This window comes from Lysinibacillus sp. SGAir0095 (assembly GCF_005491425.1).
GTDB lineage: Bacteria > Bacillota > Bacilli > Bacillales_A > Planococcaceae > Ureibacillus.
Window position 1 is genome coordinate 2,379,872 of the sequence record NZ_CP028083.1, and the last position, 21,171, is coordinate 2,401,042.

A 21,171-nucleotide genomic window follows, 5' to 3' on the forward strand; every position below is an offset into this window, starting at 1 on the left:
AATATCCCCCTTTTAGAACGCAGCCAAGCTTCGCATTGCTTGTTCTATTTTTTCAGGATTGATCATGAAATATTTTTCCATTGTTGGTGCATACGGCATAGCCGGAACATCTGGTCCAGCTAGTCGTTTAATAGGTGCATCTAAATCAAATAAACAGTGTTCTGCAATAATTGCAGCTACTTCACTCATAATGCTGCCTTCTTTATTATCTTCAGTAACTAATAAAACTTTCCCAGTTTTACTTGCTGCTTCAATGATTGCTTCTTTATCTAAAGGATAAACAGTCCGCAAGTCCAATATATGCGCCTCGATCCCATCATCTGCGAGTCGTTCTGCTGCTTGAATGGCAAAGTTTACTGCTAAACCATAGGTAATAACCGTGATATCCTCACCTTCACGTTTTACATCAGCTTTTCCAATAGGTACTACATAATCATCAGACGGTACTTCTCCTTTTATTAAACGGTAGGCACGTTTATGCTCGAAGAATAATACTGGGTCTTCGTCTCGTATTGCCGCCTTTAACAAACCTTTTGCATCGTAAGGATTAGAAGGAATGACAATTTTCAGTCCAGGAGTACCAGCAAACAATGCTTCCACGGACTGAGAGTGATACAGTGCGCCATGTATTCCCCCACCAAATGGTGCTCGAACAACGAGAGGGCAATTCCAATCATTATTTGATCTATAGCGAATTTTTGCCGCCTCTGAGACAATCTGATTCACAGCAGGCATAATGAAGTCAGCAAATTGCATCTCGGCAATTGGACGCATTCCCACCATTGCTGCACCTATTGCAACACCTGCAATTGCACTTTCTGCTAATGGAGTATCGAGTACACGATATTCCCCAAACTTATCATACAGTCCAGCAGTCGCTTTAAATACGCCACCTTTGAGGCCAACATCTTCACCTAAAATAAAGACACGCTCATCTCTTTCCATTTCTTCCTTCATTGCCATTTGAATAGCTTCAATATATGAAATCACAGCCATTAGCTCTCTTCTCCTTCCTCGTACACATATTTCAGTGCATCCTCTGGAGCTGCATACGGAGCATTTTCCGCATAATTTGTAGCTTCATTGACAATCGTCATCACTTTCTCGTTGAGTTTTGTAAGATCGTCCTCTGTTGCTACCTTCGATTCAATTAGATAGTTTTCAAACAATTTAATCGGATCATTTGCCTTACCTTCTGCAATATCCTCAGCCGTACGATATTGACGATCATCATCATCTGATGAATGCGCTGTCAATCGATACGTGACTGTTTCAATCAAGCTTGGTCCTTCACCACGTCTTGCTCGATCTGCCGCCTCTTTTACAACCTTGTATACTTCTAATGGATTCTTGCCGTCTACTGTTACCCCGGGCATTCCATATCCGATTGCTCGATCAGAAACCTTTGCACAGCCTAATTGCTTTTCAATTGGAACAGATATCGCATATTGATTGTTTTCTACCATAATAATAACTGGCAGTTTATGAACTCCCGCAAAATTAGCCCCTTCATGAAAGTCTCCTTGATTTGTTGAGCCTTCCCCGAGAGTGACAAATGCTAAGTAATCCTGATCTCTCATTTTACCTGCTAGTGCTACACCAACAGCATGGGGAATTTGTGTCGCTACAGGTGATGAACCTGTTAAAATGCGATTTTTCTTTTGTCCAAAGTGACCAGGCATCTGGCGTCCACCCGAGTTTGGATCATCCGCCTTTGCAAACGCAGAAAGCATTAAATCCTTTGGTGTCATGCCAAAGTGTAAAACTACTCCCATATCGCGATAATATGGAGCTATATAATCCTTCGAATGATCAAGAGCAAATGCCGCTCCTACTTGTGCTGCTTCTTGTCCTTGACAAGAAATAACAAATGGAATTTTACCAGCACGATTTAGCAACCACATTCTCTCATCTAGTCTTCTTGCCGTTAACATCGTTTCATACATTTGTAGTACCTGTTCATCAGAAAGTCCTAATTGCTGATGTTGAACCTTTTCTACTCCCATATAAAACATCCCCTTTCAATAAAGTGGAAAGCTTCATTTAATAGTCATTGATAATATTTATTAGTAGATTATCGATTGGATGCACGATTCACATTGATACGCGAGAATCTATTAACCTAGTCTCTTAAAAATGAATTGCTCTTCCCTCTACAGCAAGAGCAGCTTCACCAATAATCTCACTAAGTGATGGATGAGGGTGAATCGTCTCTCCAATTTCCCACGGTGTAGCATCTAGTAACATTCCCAGTGCTGTTTCTGAAATAAGATCGGTTACATGTGGTCCGATCATATGAACACCTATCAGATCATTTGTATCTTGATCTGCTATTATTTTAACAAATCCTTCAGCATCCCCATACACTAAAGCTTTACCAATGCCTTTAAACGGGAACTTTCCTACTTTTATGTTGATCCCTTTATTTTTTGCTTGTTCCTCTGTTAAACCAATACTTGCGGCTTCAGGATAGCTATAAATACAACGTGCAACGTTAGTATAATCAAGCTGTTTTTTTTCTCCATTAGCAATATGTTCAACTGCCGCAATTCCTTCATGTGACGCGATATGAGCTAACTGCATCCCCCCGATAACATCACCAATCGCGTAAATATGCTTTTCTTTTGTTTGATAGACATCATTCACTTTAATAAAATTCGAGTCACATTCAATCTCTGTATTATCTAATCCAATACCATCGATATTACCCACACGACCAACGGCTACTAAAAGTTTCTCTGCAAATAAGGATCGATTCTCTCCTTTTGTATGCACAGTAGCTCTAATACCGTCCTTTAATTCAATGGATTCTGAAAGTAATTCAGCATTTTTTATAATTTCCACACCTCTTTTTACAAGGTGTTTTTCCATTTCATTTGACACTTCTAAATCTTCGCTTGGCAGAATTCTATCGCCATACTCTAAAACTGTAACCTTTACCCCAAAATCTGCTAGCATTGAAGCCCATTCAATTCCTATGACTCCTCCACCAACAATAATGATGGAAGAAGGCAGGGCTTCTAATTCCAAAGCGTGATCTGATGAAAGAATCGTTTGTCCGTCAACATTTATCCCATTTAAATCTCTTGGTTTTGATCCTGTTGCTATAATGACATTTTTCGGAAGCAGCATTTCATTTTCTTGACCTGACATTTCAACTGAAATTGTTCCTGGCATCGGCGAGAAGATAGAAGGACCTAATATTCTACCTATTCCATGATAGACATCGATTTTCCCCTTTTTAATCAATGCTTTCACGCCATTATGAAGCTGCTCTACGATTGATTTTTTTCTATCTTGAACTTGCCCAAAATTCAGCATCACTTCTGGTGTTTCTACCCCAAAACTTTTTGCATTGATTGTTTGACGGTAAACCTCCGCACTTCTAAGTAACGCTTTACTTGGGATACATCCTTTATGAAGGCAAGTACCACCTAATTGCTCTTTTTCAACTATGGCCGTCTTAAGTCCAAGCTGAGAGGCTCTAATTGCTGCTACATAGCCCCCTGTTCCACCACCCAGAATGACTAAATCATATTCATGAGCCAAATAAATCCCTCCTACCCAAATTGGGAAGCAAAGAAATTCTTCACTTCCCACATTGACTTTCAAAACTATATATTATCTTCCGTTTAATATATTTTTCCCATTCTTTAAAAATTGAGAGCGGGATTTTGCTAAACGCTCAATTCGTTCCTCTGCAAGACGATTTGCCGCTAGATATGTCGGAATACTATCACGTTTTGAGATTTCAAATATCTTCTCAATACTATCATAGATTGTTTCTACTCGTTTCATTGCTCTGTCTCTATTATAACCATATAATTCATCTGCAACATTAATTACTCCACCTGCATTAATAACGTAATCAGGTGCATAAACGATACCCATTTCGTGAATTATATCGCCATGCTTTGAATCTTTTAGCTGATTATTCGCAGACCCTGCAATCACTTTTGCCTTTAATTGCGGGATTGTTTCATCATTGATGATTGCCCCTAGTGCACAAGGTGAGAAGATATCAACTTCTTGTTTATATATATCATTTGGTTCCACCGCAATAGCATCAAAGTCAGTAACTACTCTATCAATTGCTTTTTGATTGATGTCTGTTACAACTAATTTTGCGCCTTCTTTATATAAATATTCGCATAATGTATAAGCTACATTACCAAGTCCCTGAACTGCAATTGTTCGACCTTGCAGGCTATCATCGCCAAAGGCTTCTTTTGCCGCAGCCTTCATACCAAGGTAAACCCCATATGCTGTTATTGGAGAAGGATTCCCTGAAGAACCGAATGTAGGAGATATACCAGTTACATAATCCGTTTCTTCATGAATTAAATCCATGTCAGATACTGTTGTTCCAACGTCTTCAGCTGTAATGTATCGTCCATTTAGACCTTGAATAAAACGACCTAATGCACGAAACATTTCTTCATTTTTGTCTTTAAAGGGATCTCCGATAATAACAGTTTTACCTCCACCAAGGTTTAGACCTGCAGCCGCATTTTTATAAGTCATTCCTCGAGCAAGTCGAAGTGCATCTTCAATTGCTTGCTCTTCTGATGCATAAGTCCACATTCTACAACCGCCTAACGCAGGGCCAAGCGTTGTGTCATGAATAGCAATTATTGCTTTCAGTCCAGAAGATTTATCTTGGCAAAAAACTACTTGTTCATAATCGTATTTTTCTAAGTATTTAAAGATTTCCATTACAATCCCTCCAAGAAGTAAGCGTTTTCTTTCTCGAATATTACTTAAATTAACTCAAATTATACAGATACTTCTAAAAACCATTCTAAAACATTTTGAAAATTTCTTACCTATATTAAACATACTTTTAATTCTGGAAATAGGCAACCATAATTCCTAAAATTGTTATATTGAGAATCTTTCGAACTATCAGAAATATTTTTCTCCTTTAAGTAAAGTTTTGTGTTTCTTGACTTTCAAATTGACCATTGTACAATAAAAGAAATAGAGAGGTGTTAGGACAAATGGCAAGAATGTTAGCGTTTATTGTTATGTTAATTCCCGCATTAATGGCTGGAGCTGGAATCAAATTTATGAGGGATACATTATTCGGCAAATTAATCTCACCATTTCCTTGGTTATGGCTACAATTTATCATAGGCATCATTTTCTTAGTTGTTGGGCTAGGATTTTTTGCAGGCTTTTTGTTCCATAGAGATCGAAAAAATGGGAAAATCCCACCTAAGGTGCAATAAGTCCGAAATTTCAAATTTTTTTGAAATAAAAAACAGACGTTCAATATTAGGATAACCAAATTCCTTATAATTGAACGTCTGTTTTATTATTTTTACTTTTTTCTGCGTTAGCAACAGTATCAGGAAAATCAGTAATCCACCCGATTACCGAGGTATCAGGATTCGCTAAAAACTTTTCTTTTCCAGTTATAGCGTAGTAACGTAATCCCTTCCCGACACTAGAGCATGCCTTAAAATATTCAGGTTTATAGTATTTTTTATGTGCATGAACAGCATCAATATGGGATTGTTGCCGTAGTTCCTGCCAGTTAAATTTTTTTGTTACAATGATGGCAGTTTGGGCATCTGGTCTTTGCATTTTAACCAGTTTTAATAATTCGTCATGGAATGAGGAAAAATGGCTTCCTTTTGGTAAAGCCAATCCTTTTAAGCCGTCAATAATTGCTTTTTGATTATTTAACAGTGATTCCTTCAATTCAATGTTTAAAGGCATACTGTATAGATTTGCCCACTCCACTACTTTCTGTAATGTAGGTATCCGTTCTTTTGAAAATTTTCTGAAAAAGTGCTTTCCAAGCGGATAGCTTAATAATTCTTCATAAGTGCATTCAGTGATTTTCTTTTTTAAGCCAGTCAAACGAAACAAGTCTAAATCATGATATACAACCAAACAATTATCCTTTGTACATTGAACATCCAACTCAATACCATCAGCACCTAGTTTTCTAGCTTTTTCGAAGGCTTTCAAAGTATTTTCCAAAGCATAACCAGATGCTCCCCGGTGTGCAAATATAGGGATTCGGTTTGTCATTTATACATTCAACTCTCCAAATTCTATCAAAAACTTCCCCTTTGTACTTTTGTTAAGTAAAGAGGATTTATTGCCAATCTGAATAGAGGTACCTGGGTTTGCCTCTTTCGTGATCATAATTTCTTCTTTTCCAATTTGCTTAAGATCGATAATAAGTTGTTGTATCTCTTTATCGATTTGCTCACAGTATGATTTCTTTTTTTGTAAATCTTCTTCTAAAATGCGTAAACTTTGAAGCTGCATTCTGTTTAGATTACTTTTATGTTTATTTACTTCATTTACTTTGACTGTTAACTGTAACGCTTCTTCACGTGAGCTCTTCAACAAGGCAGCCTTTTCTTGGATTATGTCATGGGCTTCCTGTTTGCTTAAGCTTTCAATAACCAACTCAGTACGCCTTTCTAATCGGTTTCCTGAAATTGCGGTTACAATTGTATTTTTGGCGACAGCTTTTCCACCAATAATTTTTCCTTTATTGGCATCAAGCAAAATCGTGTTTGCAACTAAATAGGAGCCTAAAGAATAAAAGCCAATAACAATTTCGTTCTGTGCAAACAAATTCGCATCGTTCACATGTCTTACAAAAATGCTGCCGCCTGCTTTCACTTCCGTTTCACCAAGCCCAAAAATGCCACCCTTTATATAGATATCACCATTTTCCGACTTAATTAATTTCGCCCCGGTTACCCCTTCAGGACTTTCAATTGAGATATCTCCAGTGGCATATACAGAAAACCCACTATTTACTGTACCACGGATGGAAACCGAACCATCAAATTCAATGTTGCCTGTCGCTATTCCTACATCACCATCAATATTCAAATGATTATTAACAGTAAGTAATCCTTGATGGTTTTCTACAGCCCCGTTCTTGGCAGCATAGAGCACAATTTTGTTATTTTCTGCTACCTCATAGGCAGCTTGTGGATCATAATGAAGAGGTTCATCATTTCCAAATGGTGCAGGAACACTTTCTCCCAGAATATTTTTCCCTTCTATTCCAGGTTGAGGTGGAATTTTTTCTCCCAACCAGTCTCCTTCTTTGATTTCAAAAATAAAGTTCATTTCAAAGTAATTTGCTTTTCCATCTTCATGAATGACTGGTTTTCTTTCAGGAATTTCTAAATAGGTTATTTTTGCATCTTCCCCCTTCGTAGGTTGTGTACCTTCAGCTATGCAATATGACTTTCCTGTAATTAACTTGTGAAGATCAATATCTTTAATGCCATGAATAATTTGATGTCTAATTAATAGTTCATTTAGATTTTGCTTGATTGTATCTTGATTATTTTTAACTTCTTCGTTCGTCTCATTCAACGAAATATTGGCTGACATTTTGTCCCTTGATATTTCTAATTCAATGACAGGAAGCCATTGACCAATTTCAACCGGTTGAGCTGATTCACTCCCTAATGCATTTTTAAGGAGTGCAAAATTGGTTAATCGAATTCTTGGATACTTACGTAAAAGTTGATCGAATTCTTTCAACTGAAAATTAGGTTGCATTGTTTTTAAGAACACTTTTTTGTTTTCTTCAATAATCTCTACAAATTCGTTTGCAAAAATAAACATACGTAACACCCCTACGAACTAGTATAATTATAATATGCCAGTTTGTTTAGGGGGAATGTTCTAAAATAGTAAAATTATAACTTTCGATTCACTCAAACTTTGTTATTTCTAAAAAAAATATATTTTGTAATTTATTCTACCTATTCTTTTGGAATTCTTAATTTATGTATAGTTTTTTATTCTACTGGCTCCCACATGAATTACCCCTCTCTTATTGCACGAACTGCTATTTCCTGTTCTCGTAATACAGCTTTAATATTTCTTGCAAATTCAATCGCATGTTCTCCATCCCCATGAATACAAACTGTATCTGCCTGTAATGGGACTTCAATTTGTTGAAGTGACATGACACTACCTTCTTTCACCATCTTCACAACTTGGTTTCTGGCTTGCTCGTTGTCAGTTATTAATGCATTGAGCTGTCTACGTGGGGTTAATGTGCCATCTTGCTGATAAGTACGATCTGCAAACACTTCATGAGCTGTTTGAATCCCAATTTTACCTCCAGCCTTTGTTAATTCACTTCCCGCTAGACCAAATAACACGAGTGACGGTGAAATATCATAAACAGCTTGTGCAATTGCTTCAGCTAGTGCCGGATTCTTCGCAGCCATATTATAAAGAGCTCCATGAGGCTTTACGTGCTGCATCGTCTCATTAAAAGTCGTCAAAAAACCTTGCAATGCTCCAACTTGATAAACAACCATGTCATAAGCTTCCTGTGGGGTAATATTCATTTCTCTTCTGCCAAAACCATTTAGATCGGGTAATCCAGGATGTGCACCAATCCTAACACCGTTTCTAATGGCAAGCTGAACCGTCTCCCTCATGACTGTTGGATCTCCAGCGTGAAAGCCGCAAGCGATATTGACAGAGGTAACATATTTTAAAATCTCCTCTTTCTCACCTAATCGGTAACGACCAAAACTTTCGCCAAAATCACAGTTTAAATCAACACGAAACATCAACTTTCCCCCTAACGAAGTATATATCCTTTTGTACCGAATTTCGGAATTCTAGTTTCTAAATTTCAAAAGATTGTATCATAGTTTATTTATGACAGAAAGACTAAGTTCTAAATTTAAAGAAAAATCTATTTTGTTTTTATTTTCATTTAATTTAATATTGTTTTTAAACATTATTAATTTATACTATTATTTAATTCGTTTTACTAAACTATCTTACCGAATTTCAAAACTAAAGGAGGTGGTTTACATGGTAAATTTAATAGAATATGTAAAGATAAGACCTTTGGGGGACTCGGCTCTTGTGATACAGCTGGGGGATGGAATCGATGAAGCAATACATAAAAAAGTGAAATATATGATGAGTCTTTTTGAAAAACAACCCTTTGAAGGATTGATCGAAACTGTGCCAGCTTATAATAGCCTTACAGTATATTACAACCCAGTGGAGGTCTATAGTTCAAATAAACTTAACGAAAACATAATACCTTACGAAATTGTTCACTCAATTGTTCTAAAATTACTTGATAAATCTTTTGTTGCCGAATCAACGAAAAACCGTATTATAAATATTCCTGTCGTCTACGGTGGTGAGATGGGACCCGATTTGGAATATGTCGCTTTGTATAATGGGTTAACACCAAGTGAAGTCATTTCAATTCATTCAAGTAGAGACTATCTCGTGTACATGCTGGGCTTTGCTCCAGGTTTTCCTTTTATGGGAGGCATGGACCAACAAATTGCCACACCACGTAAAGATACACCACGTTTAGCAGTTCCACTTGGATCTATTGGCATTGCAGGAAATCAAACAGGAATCTATCCATTAGAAACCCCAGGTGGATGGCAAATTATCGGACGTACTCCTCTTCGTTTGTTTCTTCCTGAGCTATCTCCCCCGAGCCTTCTCCAGCCGGGCGATCGTATTCAATTTACTTCAATTTCTATGGAAGAATATCGGCGGGATTGGGAGGTGATCAGATGGGAATAAAAGTTATACAGCCTGGCTTACTGGCAACGATACAGGACAATGGAAGATATGGCTTGCAGAAGTATGGCATCATAGTAGGCGGTGCAATGGATACGATTTCCTTACGAATTGCAAATTTACTTGTTGGGAATTCTCAAGATGAAGGAGCACTTGAAGTAACCTTGTATGGTACTTCCCTTTCATTTGAAAGTGATGAATTGATTTCAATTACGGGGGGAGATTTACAACCAACCGTTGACGAAAAAGTAGTGCCCATGTGGCGCCCATTATTGATACGAAAAGGCTCCGTTTTAAAATTTAATGCTGCCATTAGTGGTAGTCGAGCCTATGTGTCATTTTGTGGTGGGATTCAAGTGCCCATCGTGTTTAATAGTAAAAGTACCTACTTACGGGCTGGTATCGGTGGCTTTCAGGGAAGGAAATTACAAAAAAACGATTATTTTGAAAGCGGGAAACGAACAGAATTAGGAGAAAAACTTTTTCATCACCTTCTAAATAAACCATTCAATGCTTTTTCTTGGTCAGTAAAATACACGTCCTTTGTAAAGTTTAATAAATCGAAAACTATTCGGATTATTAGAGGTTCGGAGTATGAGCGTTTCAAAGAGGAGAGCATCAAAAACTTCCTGTCAACGCCATACATCCTCTCCACACAAGCAGATCGAATGGGGTACAGATTAAGCGGAGAAGCAATTCAATTAAAAGAGCCATTTGAATTATTATCTGAAGGTGTTACATACGGTACAATCCAAGTACCATCCAATGGTCATCCAATTATTTTAATGGCAGATCGCCAAACAACTGGAGGATATCCAAAAATAGGTCAAGTCATTTCTGCAGATTTACCATCCCTTGCACAAATGCAGCCAACCGATATCATTAACTTCAAAGAAATAACCCTTGAAGAAGCGCAAATGGCGTTAATTGAGCAAGAGAAACAACTTAATGAGTTGTCATTAGGTCTCCATATAAAACGGTACCAACTGCAATGAAAAAGGCTGTCCAGTAAAATAAGATTCTGGCCAGTCTTTCTGGTTCACTAGGTTTTTGGTAATGCTGCTAACTCAATGATTTCTTGAAATGATAGTTCTGTATGTTCAATAAATAGATTTAATATGTCCATTGAGCGAACAACGGTTTTATTTTTATTTGTCACTTCAGGTTTGTCTTCCTTTCGTACCAAATTTTTATGTATTCATGATATATCTTTTCCGTCATGTAAGCTATTGCATCTTGGCTGGGTAAATTATTTTAAAAATTATGAAATCTCCTATTACATACCTCTACTTTTTAATAATCTATACTCTTTCCAATTTCCGCTTGTTATTTCTTCTTTTAATAGATCATCATTATTTGAGATATACACAAAGGCTAAAGTTACACCATCCATTGTGAAAACTTCTTGTTCGACACGTTCATATAAGTTATTTGTTCCACCCTCCGTATAGTCTTCTAATTCATCTAGTAGTTTTAGTTCATTTTGTGTAACTTCATAAAGTTCCCCGACAGTTCGATGGGTTGCTGATGGTAGCAAGGCTGGATAGCCATAGCCTGAGTCAAAAAGTAAACCATGTGTCCAGCAGTTCTCCTCAATACAAGTTGCGTATTTTAATAGATGGGCATTTACTTCCCCTTTTCTTAATGTTCCATAAACAAAAATTTTTTTCATTTATCATCATTCCCATTTATTTTTTTTATGACCTAATTTTACACCCTCACAAAGGACAATATGTATAAGTCTATTTAAGGTAGAAAAAACTTTTAAAAAAGAGGCATGAAGAGAGCGAAAAAAAATGAATCTGTTCCGACAACTGCACCTAATAAGCCGCAAATAACATTTATAGTCCCTTCATTCCCAAATACTAGAAGAAAAAGTTCAACTATCTTTTTTCTAGTAGTTGGGATATGAATGATAGATAAAATCGGTTTTACTAATTCGAATAACTAATTTTCTTCGTTCGCCGTTACTTACCATCATTGTTTACTGAACGAGTTATTTCACAATTTGGTTGGCAGTAGGTGATTATAGTTTCCTTTGTATTAAAGAACCCACTAATTTCACACGGTTACCTACTGTATTAATTGGGATAGCATATCCAATGCCAAGATTCAAATTTCGTTGCATTTGCTTCATCAAAATTTGAATAATTTTAACAACATTACTACTGCCGATCAACTCAATTTCTTTTGGTTTTGCCTGTTGAACTTCTGTCAAAAAATAGGACAGCCCTCCATGTTTTGCGTTTACAATGCCTACTAAATCACCATCTTCATTAAATAACGGCCCTCCCGAATTTCCGTGGTTGATCGATGAATCAATTCTAATTAATTCAGCACCATTTACCGTTTCAAAACCAGCGATATTTGCTGAAAGGGCGGTTATTTTTTTTATATTTAGAGGGAATCCCACAACAAATGCCTCCTGCCCAATTTTTACCGTCGAAGAATTTCCTATACGAACCCCTTTCCCAATGGACTTGTCGACTTCTAAAATAGCAATATCTTTAATTGGGTCATTAAAAATTACTTTGCATTCTTTAGCATTCTCATTTCCTGAGAATCTAGCAATATTTAAAAGATTAGGCTTAATACAGTGGGAGCAAGTAATGATCTTAGTGCCATCTCCAATTATTACTCCTGAACCTGATGTCATTATTTTCTTCTCTTCAGCATTATTTAAAACACAGACATTCACCACGGAGTCTTTTATTTCATCGAATTGCTTTGAAAAATTCATTTTCAATCCTCCTAAATAATCGTCTAGCCTTGATTAATAGTATATGAAAGAATGTGTTTTCGGTTTTTCCCAATAAAATACCGATTGTCACATTTTACAGCTGAACAATTCCGATAAAAAAAGAATTTATCGCAAAAAAATACGCCTTCTTTACAGTCGTAGAACTGTTTAGAGGCGTAATAATTTTCGATAAAATTTGCTAGGTATGATTTCGCTTAAGTTTATACTACAGACAAATAGCAGTACCCTTACGAAGCTACCAATTCAATGCGAATTTTGTCCGCAATCATGGCGATGAATTCGGAGTTCGTTGGCTTTGATTTTAGGTGGTGGACTGTGTAGCCGAACATTTGCGAAATGGATTCGTAATTTCCGCGGTTCCAGGCCACTTCGATGGCATGACGGATTGCTCGTTCAACACGTGAAGGCGTTGTCCCGAATTTTTTCGCGATTTCAGGATATAGAATTTTTGTAACTGAGCCTAACAACTCAATATCATAGTACACCATTTGGATAGCTTCTCTTAAATAAGAGTAACCTTTAATATGTGCTGGGACACCAATTTCTTTGATAATTGCAGTAATTGTTGTATCTAACTGACGTTGATTCACTTTAGCTTGTCCTTCTGGTTGAAGGATGCTTTGTCTTTTTACACTCTCTGTTTTTTGTCCAGCACAGTGTAAGATTTTTTGTACAAGCTGATCAAACTCAAAAGGCTTTAACATAAAGTATGAAGCACCATATGTAACAGCTTGTTTCATAACATCTTCTTGTCCAAAAGCAGTAAGCATAATGACTTGCGTTTTAGCAAAGGCATCATCGCTATACATCGCCTCAAGAACACCAAGGCCATCTAAATGAGGCATAATAATATCTAGAAGTAAAACGTCTGGATGAAATTCTTCTAACATTTTAATACAAAGTTTACCGTTAGGAGCAGTTGCTACTACTTCAATATCAGGATGATTTTCAAAAAATTGTTCCATCGTTCTGACTAAATCGCGGTTATCGTCGGCAATTGCCACTCTTACTTTCGCCAAAAAAATTCCCCCTTAGATTATAAACAACACATATTCTACTTTAATAGTATCCCATTTCAATTTATGCCACATATTTACCATACTTGACAACTCTAATTTCGACAATAATAAGGAAAACCCTTTTTTTTAACGAAAAATAATTATGTAGTACGAAGGTTTCTTTTCAAATCGACATTTTTCTAACAAAACCAACCCGTATAGTAAGTAATTCTTTAGGTACTTGCTTTATTTTAATAAAAAAAAAGGAAAAAGACTATAGTTTTTAAAAATTATAGTCTTTTTACCTTAGATTCCTTATTTTGGTTTTTTCTTTAACATTTCATTTACTGTTATTGCCGCACCCTTTGATGGCTGTTCGACAAACATATGGGTCACTGCCCCAACAAATTTTCCGTTCTGTATTACTGGGCTACCACTCATTCCCTGAAGTATACCACCTGTTTTTTCGAGTAGCTCTTTATCCGTTACAACGAATTGTAAAAAATTATCCTCAAGTTTTACGATATCAATATCAAACGCTTCAACTTCCGAACCTTCAATAGCTGTATAAATCTCAGCTTTCCCTAATGCAATTTCTTCATCCTTCATTATTTCAATTGGTTTACGTAAATTATTTTTAATTTCGCTTTCCCAGCTGCCAAAAATACCATACAAATCATTCGATTTTACATTTCCCAAGCGAATGTTGTTATTTTCAATAACCGAGATTTTATAGCCAGGATTCCCGGGGCTGCTTTTCTTGATCTGCTCAATGGAGGCTAAAAAAATTGAACCATCAGTAAAGTTTGGTGGCTCATTTAATACACCATCAATTATTTGATGGCCCAACGCACCGTATTGTTTCGATTCCGGATCTATAAAGGTTAATGTCCCAATGCCATCCGTTTCATCTTTCAAAAAGGGCAAAATATTATTTGCCTGCTCGCTTGTCAATGAAATATCACGTTGCTCATGTGCTTTTTGTTTTACGGATAACGTTAGCTCTTGGGAGTTTATCTGTTGTTTAATTTTATCAACCGATGTTACTTCTGAGCCGTTTACTCCTTTGATTACGTCACCTTTTTTTAGCCATTGACCATTTGGCAACAAAACATCATGGGCGACGTAAACAAATGGCAATTGTAACTGTATCCCAATTGATTCACCCATTGGAATTAATTTTCTCGCAAAGGCTTCTGCATTTGGCGATAAAATGAACACCATGAGTAATAGAAAAGTCAACAGATTACGCAAATGGCACTTCATAGTCCACCTCCTTTAAGATTTGTACATTTACTATGTGTCACTTGTACATCAATAATGAGAGGTAAATATTTGTCGTGTGTAAACTAAAGAAAGGGGGAATAAAGGAGTAGCCTTGTCATTGCTACTCCTTAAACTGTATTTGACAAATATTTTAGTCGAAAAATCTTTTGCCGTTAACCAAACAAGTTTTTCATTTCCTGTTTTCGTAAGTCGGCAAGTTTCAAAAGTTCCGAAGCATGTTGTAAAGTGAGGTCAGTTATTTCAGAACCACTCATCATACGACTGATTTCTTCTACCCGATTTTGGATATCGATATTAGAAACCGTTGTATATGTTCTATTTTGTTCCACCTGCTTACGAATTAAATAATGCTGATCTGCCATTGCCGCAACTTGTGGTAAATGAGAAATACAAAGTACTTGTGAGGAAATGGATATTGCTGCAATTTTTTCAGCAATCGCTTGTGCAACTCGGCCGCTAACACCAGTATCCACTTCATCAAAAATAATAGATGTAATGCCATTAGATGAAGAAAACATCGTCTTAAGTGCTAACATTATTCGAGATAACTCTCCACCTGATGCAATTCTTGGTAAAGATTTAGGTGGCTCACCAACATTGGTTGATATATAGAATGATACATAGTCTTTCCCATTGGAATCAAAACTATGTAAGGTTTCAAAATTAACAATAAATTTCGCTTTTTCCATATGTAAATCACGCAATTGCTCCATGATGGCTTCACTTAATTTTAATGCGCTTTGCTTTCGAATTTTCGTTAATGAAAGCGCTAGTTGTTCTAGTTCTTTCTCCATGTCACTTAATTTTTTCTCGTAATTTTGAATGGTTTCGTCGCGATTTTGCAATTGAATTAATTCATCCTGAATTTTTTCAAAATATGTTAAAATATCCTCGACAGTATTTCCATACTTCCTTTTCATTGTTTGGTATTGTGCCAATCGATGTTCGACTTCATTTAATCTCTCCGGATCAAACTCCAGCTCATCCAGTACATTTTTGATTTGGTAGGCTGCATCCTGTAATGCATAAAAGGCTGAACTAACTGTTTCAGAGGCTTCATTAAATTGTTCATCTATCTCGACGATATCCTCTAAGGCATTCATTGCATCACCTATATTATCAAGGCCCTTTAATTCACCTGAAATGGATTCGTAGGCAATATTAGCCCGTTCAAAGATTTTATGAAAATTAGACAATCGTCTACGTTCTTCAACTAGCTGCTCTTCTTCGCCCAATTTCAAATTCGCATCTTCCAATTCATTAATTTGGAATTGATATAAATCAATACGTTGTGCAAGTCGTTGTTCATCTAGGTTGATTGAGGCAATTTCACGTTTAAATTCTCTATATGCCTGATATTTTTCTGTATATTTTTCTTTGACTGAAGTCAGTTCATGATGGGCAAAATGATCAAGTAAATCGATATGTCTTTTTTCATCCATTAACTCTTGACTTTCATGCTGACCATGAATATCGATTAATGTCGAGCCTATTTCCCTGAGTATGGAAAGCGTTACTAACTTGCCATTCACACGACAGACACTTTTTCCATTTTCGTTAATATCTCTCCGAAGAATAATCATTCCTTCTTCACTTTCAATCCCATATTCCTGAAGTTTTTCATAGATTGGATGACTCTCGTTTAAAATCATAAACAATCCTGTTAACTCGGCTTTTTTAGCACCATGTCTTATAAATTCAAGAGAAGCTCGTCCACCAGCGAGTAAATGAACGGCATCAATTATAATGGATTTTCCTGCACCTGTCTCACCGGTTAGGACAGTTAATCCTTCTGAAAAGTCCACAGTTAATTCATCAATGATTGCGAAATTACGAATACTAAGTTCTTTTAACAAACATACATCACCTCTTAAGTTTGCTTAAATTGCAGAAAGCTAAACATAAATACTAATTTAATCATTGCAAATTATCTATACTTTTTTAGCCAAGCTAAATAAGCTTAGATTAACCCCATAATACGTTCTTTAATATCCTCGCGATCTTCTTCACGACGACAGATGATGAGGATTGTATCGTCCCCTGAAAGAGTTCCCAAAATTTCTGGCCATTCTAAATGGTCTATTAAGACTGCTATTGCATTTCCGTTACCTGGTAAGGATTTAAGCATTAAGAAATGTGCAACACCATCAATACTGACAAATGAATCTGCTAGAGCTCTCTGTAATTTTTGTAAGGGATTAAATCGTTTATCTGCAGGTAAGCTGTACTTGTACCGACCATCTTGAAGTGGTACCTTTACAAGATGCAATTCTTTTATATCACGGGAAACTGTTGCTTGTGTTACGTTATATCCAGCTTGTTTTAAACGATCTACTAACTCGTCCTGTGTTTCAATTTCGCTATTCGTTACTAATTCCCTTATCCGCATATGGCGTTGACCTTTGTTCATGGGATTCACCTCTTATGAATATTTATGTATATTTATACTAACATTTCATAAATAAAACCACAAGAAAAAGTGGATAGCCCTAATCCTAGAGCCATCCACTTCTTTATTTTAATTCATTATGAGCTGATTCTACTACTTCTTTAAACTTCAGAAATGCTCCGATTTCCTGACCTTCTTTAGGGTTGACTAAATGGAATAAAAACTCGATATTCCCTTCTCCGCCCGTTATTGGAGAATACGAGGCATCCTTTACAACAAAGCCTATTTCAGTTGCCATTTTTGCCGTTTCTTCGAGTACATCTAAATGTACTTTCGAATCACGTACAATCCCTTTTTTCCCAACATTTTCTCGCCCAGCTTCAAATTGTGGCTTCACTAAAGCCATAACATTTCCACCAGGAACTAAGATTGTTTTTAAAACAGGTAAGATGAGCGATAACGAAATAAAGGATACATCGATTGTTGCAAAATCAGGTAAGCCTTCTGTAAAATCTTCCGGCTTCGAATATCGGAAATTTGTCTTTTCCATCACCGTTACACGATCGTCCGAGCGAATTTTCCACGCTAACTGATTAGAGCCTACATCAAGTGCATAACAATGTTTTGCGCCATTCTGCAATGCACAGTCGGTAAATCCACCTGTAGAAGAACCGATATCGAGCATTAATTTATCTAAGACAGACATATCAAAAACTTCTAATGCTTTCTCTAATTTAAGACCCCCGCGGCTTACATATTTTAACTGAGAGCCCTTTACTTGAAGAGGTGCATCAATTGAGATTTTTTCGCCAGCTTTATCAATTCTTGTTTCATTTGAATAGACAAGTCCAGCCATAATAGAACGCTTTGCTTTTTCTCGAGTTTCACATAAGCCTCTTTCGACTAGCAAAATGTCTACTCGTTCTTTCATTTGCTTCGTCATACTAATTTCGATCCCATTACCTTATTGCTTTTCGCCAATTGTTCAATACGAGCAATTGCATCCTCTTTTGTTAAATGAATTTCTTCCAATAACTGGTCAACATTACCTTGTTCGATAAACTGATCAGGAATACCCATACGGTCAACAAACACATCACCATACTGGTTTTCACTTGCAAATTCTAGCACCGCACTACCAAAACCACCTTGCAGAATAGCTTCTTCAATTGTTAAAATTGGCATTTTCTTAGCAAACAATTCGTGCAGCATGTCCTCATCAAGAGGCTTAATGAAACGGGCATTAACAATTTTAACGTCAATCCCTTGAGTAGCAAGTTCTGCTGCAGCTTCCATTGCCATAGGAATTGTTGTACCAAAAGTTAGGATACAAGCATCTTTTCCTTCCTTTAATACTTCCCAGCTGCCAATTGGAATGGTTTTCATTTCTTCATCCATAAGAACGCCTAAACCATTGCCCCGTGGGTAGCGTAATGCAATAGGTCCATCATTATATTCAAACGCTGTTTTCACCATGTGCTGGCCTTCATTTTCGTCTTTAGGCATCATTAATACCATATTAGGTAAATGACGAAGGAAAGAAATATCAAATACACCTTGGTGAGTTTCACCATCCGCACCAACTAAACCTGAGCGATCTATACCAATAACCACGTTTAGGTTAGGTCTGGCGATATCATGTAGAACTTGGTCATATGCACGTTGCAGGAAAGTAGAATATATAGCTAAATAAGGTTTCATACCTTGTGTAGCAATACCAGCTGCCATTGTCGTTGCATGCTGTTCTGCAATCCCCACATCGAAGAATCGATTTGGAAAGTCTCGTTGAATCCCTTCCATTTTTGAGCCAACCGGCATTGCAGGTGTAATGGCTACAATTCGTTCTTCATTTTCCATCAGCTTACGAACAGAATCAGAAATTAAATTACTCCAGCCTGGTCCCTTCGCCTTAGATTTGACAAAATCACCAGTCTCCATTTTATATGGACCAGTTCCATGCCATGTACCAACAGTATCTTCTTCTGCAGGTTTGTAGCCCTTCCCTTTTTTCGTAATAACATGCACAATTACGGGGCCTTTTACTTTTTTCGCGTATTCCAGTGTCTTTTCTAACGCTTCAAAATCATGACCATCAATTGGACCCAAATATTTAAAGCCCATTTCTTCAAAGAATACTCCAGAAACGACTAAATATTTTAAGCTATCTTTTACTCGTTCAGCTGTACTAGCTACTTTTCCACCTAATACAGGAATCTTCTTCATCAGAACTTCCAATTCTTCCTTGGCTTTGGAATATTCTTTTGCTGTACGCAGACGACCTAAAATACTATGAAGTGCACCAACGTTTGGTGCAATCGACATTTCGTTGTCATTTAGAATAACGATCATATTCTTTTTTTCATGGCCAATATGATTTAGTGCTTCTAGAGCCATCCCACCAGTTAGAGCTCCGTCTCCAATAATCGGTACAACATAATTTGATTCCTTTTTAATATCACGAGCAATAGCCATACCCATCGCAGCAGAAAGTGAAGTAGAACTATGACCAGTTTCCCATTCATCATGTTCACTTTCTAATCGTTTAGGAAAACCACTAAGGCCTTTATATTGACGTAAAGTATCAAATTGATCTGCACGCCCAGTTAAAATTTTGTGAACATAAGCTTGATGGCCTACATCCCATAAAAATTTATCTTTTGGGCTGTTGAATGCTTTATGCAAAGCAATTGTCAATTCAACAACCCCAAGATTTGGACCAATATGGCCTCCCGTTATCGAGCATTTTTCAATTAGGAAAGAGCGAATTTCACTGCTTAATGATTCCAGCTCTTTATTAGTCATATTTTTTAAAAAGGATGGACTAGTAATTTTAGTTAAATCCATCTCTCACACACCTTTTCATCAAAATTTCTTTGTAAAAGAAAAGCGACTTAATTTAACTTTTACAGAAACTAGCGCTTCTGACTTGCAAACTTGCATGCTTTAAGAAAGCTGAAGATTCCGAAGAGTTAGCCGCCATAGTTAGACAACTAAGAAAACGTATTTACTATTATAGCAGTGTAAACACGGTTTCAAAAGAACTTCCTATAATTAGTTATTTCTTTTCACTATATAACTGGCAAAATCTTCCAAAAGAGATGTATTCTTCTCAATTTTTGCGAGCGCAGTTATGGCCAAATTGTAATGTTCTTCCAATTTCATTTTAGCTCCCTCTAATGTTAAAAGGGCAGGATATGTGCTTTTTTGGCTTTCGAGGTCTTTTCCAGCTGTTTTCCCTAGTTCCTCAGTTGTCCCAACAATATCTAAAATATCATCTTGAATCTGGAATGCCAAGCCTATGTGGTGTGCATATTCTACTAAAGCATCTCTCTCTTCTTTTGTAGCATTCGATAAAACTGCACCAGATTCAATACTAAAGCGTAAAATTGCACCTGTTTTATTAATATGAACATGTTCTAGTTCAGGAAGATCTAAACGACGACTTTCACCGTCAATATCCAATACTTGACCCCCAACCATTCCTTCTGCACCTGAAGCAATGCTTAATAAGTTTATTAACTCCACTAATTTTGTAGGCTCAACGTTTTCCATTCTTGCAAGAATGCCAAAACTCAAGGTATTTAATGCATCCCCAGCAAGAGTTGCTAATGCCTCACCAAATACCACATGGTTTGTCGGTTTACCACGTCTCATATCATCATTATCCATACTTGGGAGATCATCATGAATAAGAGAATATGTATGAATCATTTCAACTGCAGCGCCAACTGTAAAAGCTTCTTGTTGCTTATTATGAAACAAATCGCACACAGCTACTACAAAAAGTGGTCGAATTCTTTTCCCACCTGCTTTTAGGGAATAGAGCATGGATTCTTTCAAGCTTTCCGGCGCTTTGATACGCTCAACTAAGTTATAAAGCTCCGCTTCAATTTTAGGTAAATGGTCATCGATGAATTGCTTTAATTGATTTGTCATAACTAGTCCTCTCCGTTTACAGGTTGAAATGGTTGTTTTTCACCTTTGTCATTCACTATAGAAATCAATTGATTTTCTGCGTTTGAAAGCTTTTGGTGACAGTAATGGGATAATTCCATACCTTTTTTATATAAGTCAATGGCTTCTTCTAAAGGCACATCACCAAGCTCTAGCTTTCTTACAATTTCCTCAAGCTCTGACATGCTTTGCGCAAATGATTGTTGCTTTTCCAC

General features: G+C 36.7%; 20 protein-coding genes. 3 read left to right on the forward strand and 17 right to left on the reverse strand.

What is annotated here, in order from left to right; translation table 11 throughout:
* Positions 1–12 precede the first annotated feature (12 nt).
* The 4 genes from C1N55_RS11680 to C1N55_RS11695 form a co-directional block, all read right to left on the reverse strand.
* Positions 13–996 carry an alpha-ketoacid dehydrogenase subunit beta gene (locus C1N55_RS11680; protein WP_137728992.1) on the reverse strand — a complete coding sequence of 328 codons (984 nt, stop codon included), beginning with the start codon at positions 994–996 and terminating at the stop codon, positions 13–15.
* The gene (locus C1N55_RS11685) at positions 996–2,006 is read right to left on the reverse strand and encodes a thiamine pyrophosphate-dependent dehydrogenase E1 component subunit alpha (RefSeq protein ID WP_137728993.1); all 1,011 of its coding nucleotides are present in this window, start codon (positions 2,004–2,006) and stop codon (positions 996–998) included. The genes C1N55_RS11680 and C1N55_RS11685 overlap by 1 nt, the downstream gene beginning before the upstream one ends.
* A 124-nt stretch (positions 2,007–2,130) precedes the next feature.
* Positions 2,131–3,549 carry a dihydrolipoyl dehydrogenase gene (lpdA, locus tag C1N55_RS11690; RefSeq protein ID WP_137728994.1) on the reverse strand — a complete coding sequence of 473 codons (1,419 nt, stop codon included), beginning with the start codon at positions 3,547–3,549 and terminating at the stop codon, positions 2,131–2,133.
* A gap of 72 nt (positions 3,550–3,621) precedes the next feature.
* Positions 3,622–4,716, reverse strand: coding sequence for a Leu/Phe/Val dehydrogenase (locus C1N55_RS11695; protein WP_137728995.1), 1,095 nt, complete (start codon positions 4,714–4,716; stop codon positions 3,622–3,624).
* Between the two features lie 284 nt (positions 4,717–5,000).
* Here C1N55_RS11695 and C1N55_RS11700 point away from each other — a divergent pair, with 284 nt between their 5' ends.
* Positions 5,001–5,231: a DUF2627 domain-containing protein gene (locus C1N55_RS11700; protein WP_137728996.1), complete on the forward strand. Its 231-nt coding sequence runs from the start codon at positions 5,001–5,003 to the stop codon at positions 5,229–5,231.
* Between the two features lie 64 nt (positions 5,232–5,295).
* On the opposite strand, the gene C1N55_RS11705 is transcribed toward C1N55_RS11700, so the two are convergent.
* The 3 genes from C1N55_RS11705 to C1N55_RS11715 all read right to left on the reverse strand — a co-directional run bounded on the left by C1N55_RS11705 (position 5,296) and on the right by C1N55_RS11715 (position 8,579).
* Positions 5,296–6,042: a glycerophosphodiester phosphodiesterase gene (locus C1N55_RS11705; protein ID WP_137728997.1), complete on the reverse strand. Its 747-nt coding sequence runs from the start codon at positions 6,040–6,042 to the stop codon at positions 5,296–5,298.
* Positions 6,043–7,614 carry a flagellar assembly protein A gene (locus C1N55_RS11710; protein ID WP_137728998.1) on the reverse strand — a complete coding sequence of 524 codons (1,572 nt, stop codon included), beginning with the start codon at positions 7,612–7,614 and terminating at the stop codon, positions 6,043–6,045.
* A 200-nt stretch (positions 7,615–7,814) separates the two neighbouring features.
* Positions 7,815–8,579: a LamB/YcsF family protein gene (locus C1N55_RS11715; RefSeq protein WP_137728999.1), complete on the reverse strand. Its 765-nt coding sequence runs from the start codon at positions 8,577–8,579 to the stop codon at positions 7,815–7,817.
* Between the two features lie 250 nt (positions 8,580–8,829).
* Here C1N55_RS11715 and pxpB point away from each other — a divergent pair, with 250 nt between their 5' ends.
* Both pxpB and C1N55_RS11725 read left to right on the forward strand, forming a co-directional pair.
* On the forward strand, positions 8,830–9,570 hold the full coding sequence (pxpB, locus tag C1N55_RS11720; RefSeq protein ID WP_137730631.1) for a 5-oxoprolinase subunit PxpB: 741 nt from the start codon (positions 8,830–8,832) through the stop codon (positions 9,568–9,570).
* Positions 9,561–10,562 carry a 5-oxoprolinase subunit C family protein gene (locus tag C1N55_RS11725; protein WP_137729000.1) on the forward strand — a complete coding sequence of 334 codons (1,002 nt, stop codon included), beginning with the start codon at positions 9,561–9,563 and terminating at the stop codon, positions 10,560–10,562. The genes pxpB and C1N55_RS11725 overlap by 10 nt, the downstream gene beginning before the upstream one ends.
* 281 nt (positions 10,563–10,843) lie before the next feature.
* Here the strand turns inward: C1N55_RS11725 and C1N55_RS11735 are convergent, their stop codons facing one another.
* The 10 genes from C1N55_RS11735 to xseB form a co-directional block, all read right to left on the reverse strand.
* Complete coding sequence (locus C1N55_RS11735) at positions 10,844–11,239, reverse strand: gamma-glutamylcyclotransferase family protein (RefSeq protein WP_137729001.1); 396 nt, start codon at positions 11,237–11,239, stop codon at positions 10,844–10,846.
* A gap of 354 nt (positions 11,240–11,593) precedes the next feature.
* On the reverse strand, positions 11,594–12,307 hold the full coding sequence (locus C1N55_RS11740; protein ID WP_137729002.1) for a S1 family peptidase: 714 nt from the start codon (positions 12,305–12,307) through the stop codon (positions 11,594–11,596).
* Positions 12,308–12,555: 248 nt separating this feature from the next.
* Positions 12,556–13,347 carry a sporulation transcription factor Spo0A gene (gene spo0A / locus C1N55_RS11745; RefSeq protein WP_137729003.1) on the reverse strand — a complete coding sequence of 264 codons (792 nt, stop codon included), beginning with the start codon at positions 13,345–13,347 and terminating at the stop codon, positions 12,556–12,558.
* A 294-nt stretch (positions 13,348–13,641) separates the two neighbouring features.
* Positions 13,642–14,592: a SpoIVB peptidase S55 domain-containing protein gene (locus tag C1N55_RS11750; protein WP_137729004.1), complete on the reverse strand. Its 951-nt coding sequence runs from the start codon at positions 14,590–14,592 to the stop codon at positions 13,642–13,644.
* Between the two features lie 173 nt (positions 14,593–14,765).
* Positions 14,766–16,469 (reverse strand): DNA repair protein RecN, encoded by a 1,704-nt coding sequence (gene recN, locus C1N55_RS11755; protein WP_137729005.1) that lies wholly within the window; start codon positions 16,467–16,469, stop codon positions 14,766–14,768.
* A gap of 104 nt (positions 16,470–16,573) precedes the next feature.
* Complete coding sequence (gene ahrC, locus C1N55_RS11760) at positions 16,574–17,023, reverse strand: transcriptional regulator AhrC/ArgR (RefSeq protein ID WP_137729006.1); 450 nt, start codon at positions 17,021–17,023, stop codon at positions 16,574–16,576.
* A 103-nt stretch (positions 17,024–17,126) separates the two neighbouring features.
* Positions 17,127–17,945 (reverse strand): TlyA family RNA methyltransferase, encoded by an 819-nt coding sequence (locus C1N55_RS11765; RefSeq protein WP_137729007.1) that lies wholly within the window; start codon positions 17,943–17,945, stop codon positions 17,127–17,129.
* Complete coding sequence (dxs, locus tag C1N55_RS11770) at positions 17,942–19,846, reverse strand: 1-deoxy-D-xylulose-5-phosphate synthase (RefSeq protein ID WP_137729008.1); 1,905 nt, start codon at positions 19,844–19,846, stop codon at positions 17,942–17,944. Before dxs ends, C1N55_RS11765 begins: the two co-directional genes overlap by 4 nt.
* Before the next feature lie 207 nt (positions 19,847–20,053).
* On the reverse strand, positions 20,054–20,938 hold the full coding sequence (locus C1N55_RS11775) for a polyprenyl synthetase family protein (protein WP_137729009.1): 885 nt from the start codon (positions 20,936–20,938) through the stop codon (positions 20,054–20,056).
* A gap of 2 nt (positions 20,939–20,940) precedes the next feature.
* On the reverse strand, positions 20,941–21,171 hold the full coding sequence (gene xseB / locus C1N55_RS11780) for an exodeoxyribonuclease VII small subunit (protein WP_255502407.1): 231 nt from the start codon (positions 21,169–21,171) through the stop codon (positions 20,941–20,943).

What these genes read in the sequence shown, in the direction of transcription:
- C1N55_RS11680 (WP_137728992.1), bottom strand. Translation starts at nt 996, where the DNA reads ATGGCTGTGATTTCATATATTGAAGCTATTCAAATGGCAATGAAGGAA.
- C1N55_RS11685 (WP_137728993.1), bottom strand. Translation starts at nt 2,006, where the DNA reads ATGGGAGTAGAAAAGGTTCAACATCAGCAATTAGGACTTTCTGATGAA.
- C1N55_RS11695 (WP_137728995.1), bottom strand. Translation starts at nt 4,716, where the DNA reads ATGGAAATCTTTAAATACTTAGAAAAATACGATTATGAACAAGTAGTT.
- C1N55_RS11700 (WP_137728996.1), top strand. Translation starts at nt 5,001, where the DNA reads ATGGCAAGAATGTTAGCGTTTATTGTTATGTTAATTCCCGCATTAATG.
- C1N55_RS11705 (WP_137728997.1), bottom strand. Translation starts at nt 6,042, where the DNA reads ATGACAAACCGAATCCCTATATTTGCACACCGGGGAGCATCTGGTTAT.
- C1N55_RS11710 (WP_137728998.1), bottom strand. Translation starts at nt 7,614, where the DNA reads ATGTTTATTTTTGCAAACGAATTTGTAGAGATTATTGAAGAAAACAAA.
- C1N55_RS11715 (WP_137728999.1), bottom strand. Translation starts at nt 8,579, where the DNA reads ATGTTTCGTGTTGATTTAAACTGTGATTTTGGCGAAAGTTTTGGTCGT.
- pxpB (WP_137730631.1), top strand. Translation starts at nt 8,830, where the DNA reads ATGGTAAATTTAATAGAATATGTAAAGATAAGACCTTTGGGGGACTCG.
- C1N55_RS11725 (WP_137729000.1), top strand. Translation starts at nt 9,561, where the DNA reads ATGGGAATAAAAGTTATACAGCCTGGCTTACTGGCAACGATACAGGAC.
- C1N55_RS11735 (WP_137729001.1), bottom strand. Translation starts at nt 11,239, where the DNA reads ATGAAAAAAATTTTTGTTTATGGAACATTAAGAAAAGGGGAAGTAAAT.
- C1N55_RS11740 (WP_137729002.1), bottom strand. Translation starts at nt 12,307, where the DNA reads ATGAATTTTTCAAAGCAATTCGATGAAATAAAAGACTCCGTGGTGAAT.
- C1N55_RS11750 (WP_137729004.1), bottom strand. Translation starts at nt 14,592, where the DNA reads ATGAAGTGCCATTTGCGTAATCTGTTGACTTTTCTATTACTCATGGTG.
- ahrC (WP_137729006.1), bottom strand. Translation starts at nt 17,023, where the DNA reads ATGAACAAAGGTCAACGCCATATGCGGATAAGGGAATTAGTAACGAAT.
- C1N55_RS11765 (WP_137729007.1), bottom strand. Translation starts at nt 17,945, where the DNA reads ATGACGAAGCAAATGAAAGAACGAGTAGACATTTTGCTAGTCGAAAGA.
- dxs (WP_137729008.1), bottom strand. Translation starts at nt 19,846, where the DNA reads ATGGATTTAACTAAAATTACTAGTCCATCCTTTTTAAAAAATATGACT.
- C1N55_RS11775 (WP_137729009.1), bottom strand. Translation starts at nt 20,938, where the DNA reads ATGACAAATCAATTAAAGCAATTCATCGATGACCATTTACCTAAAATT.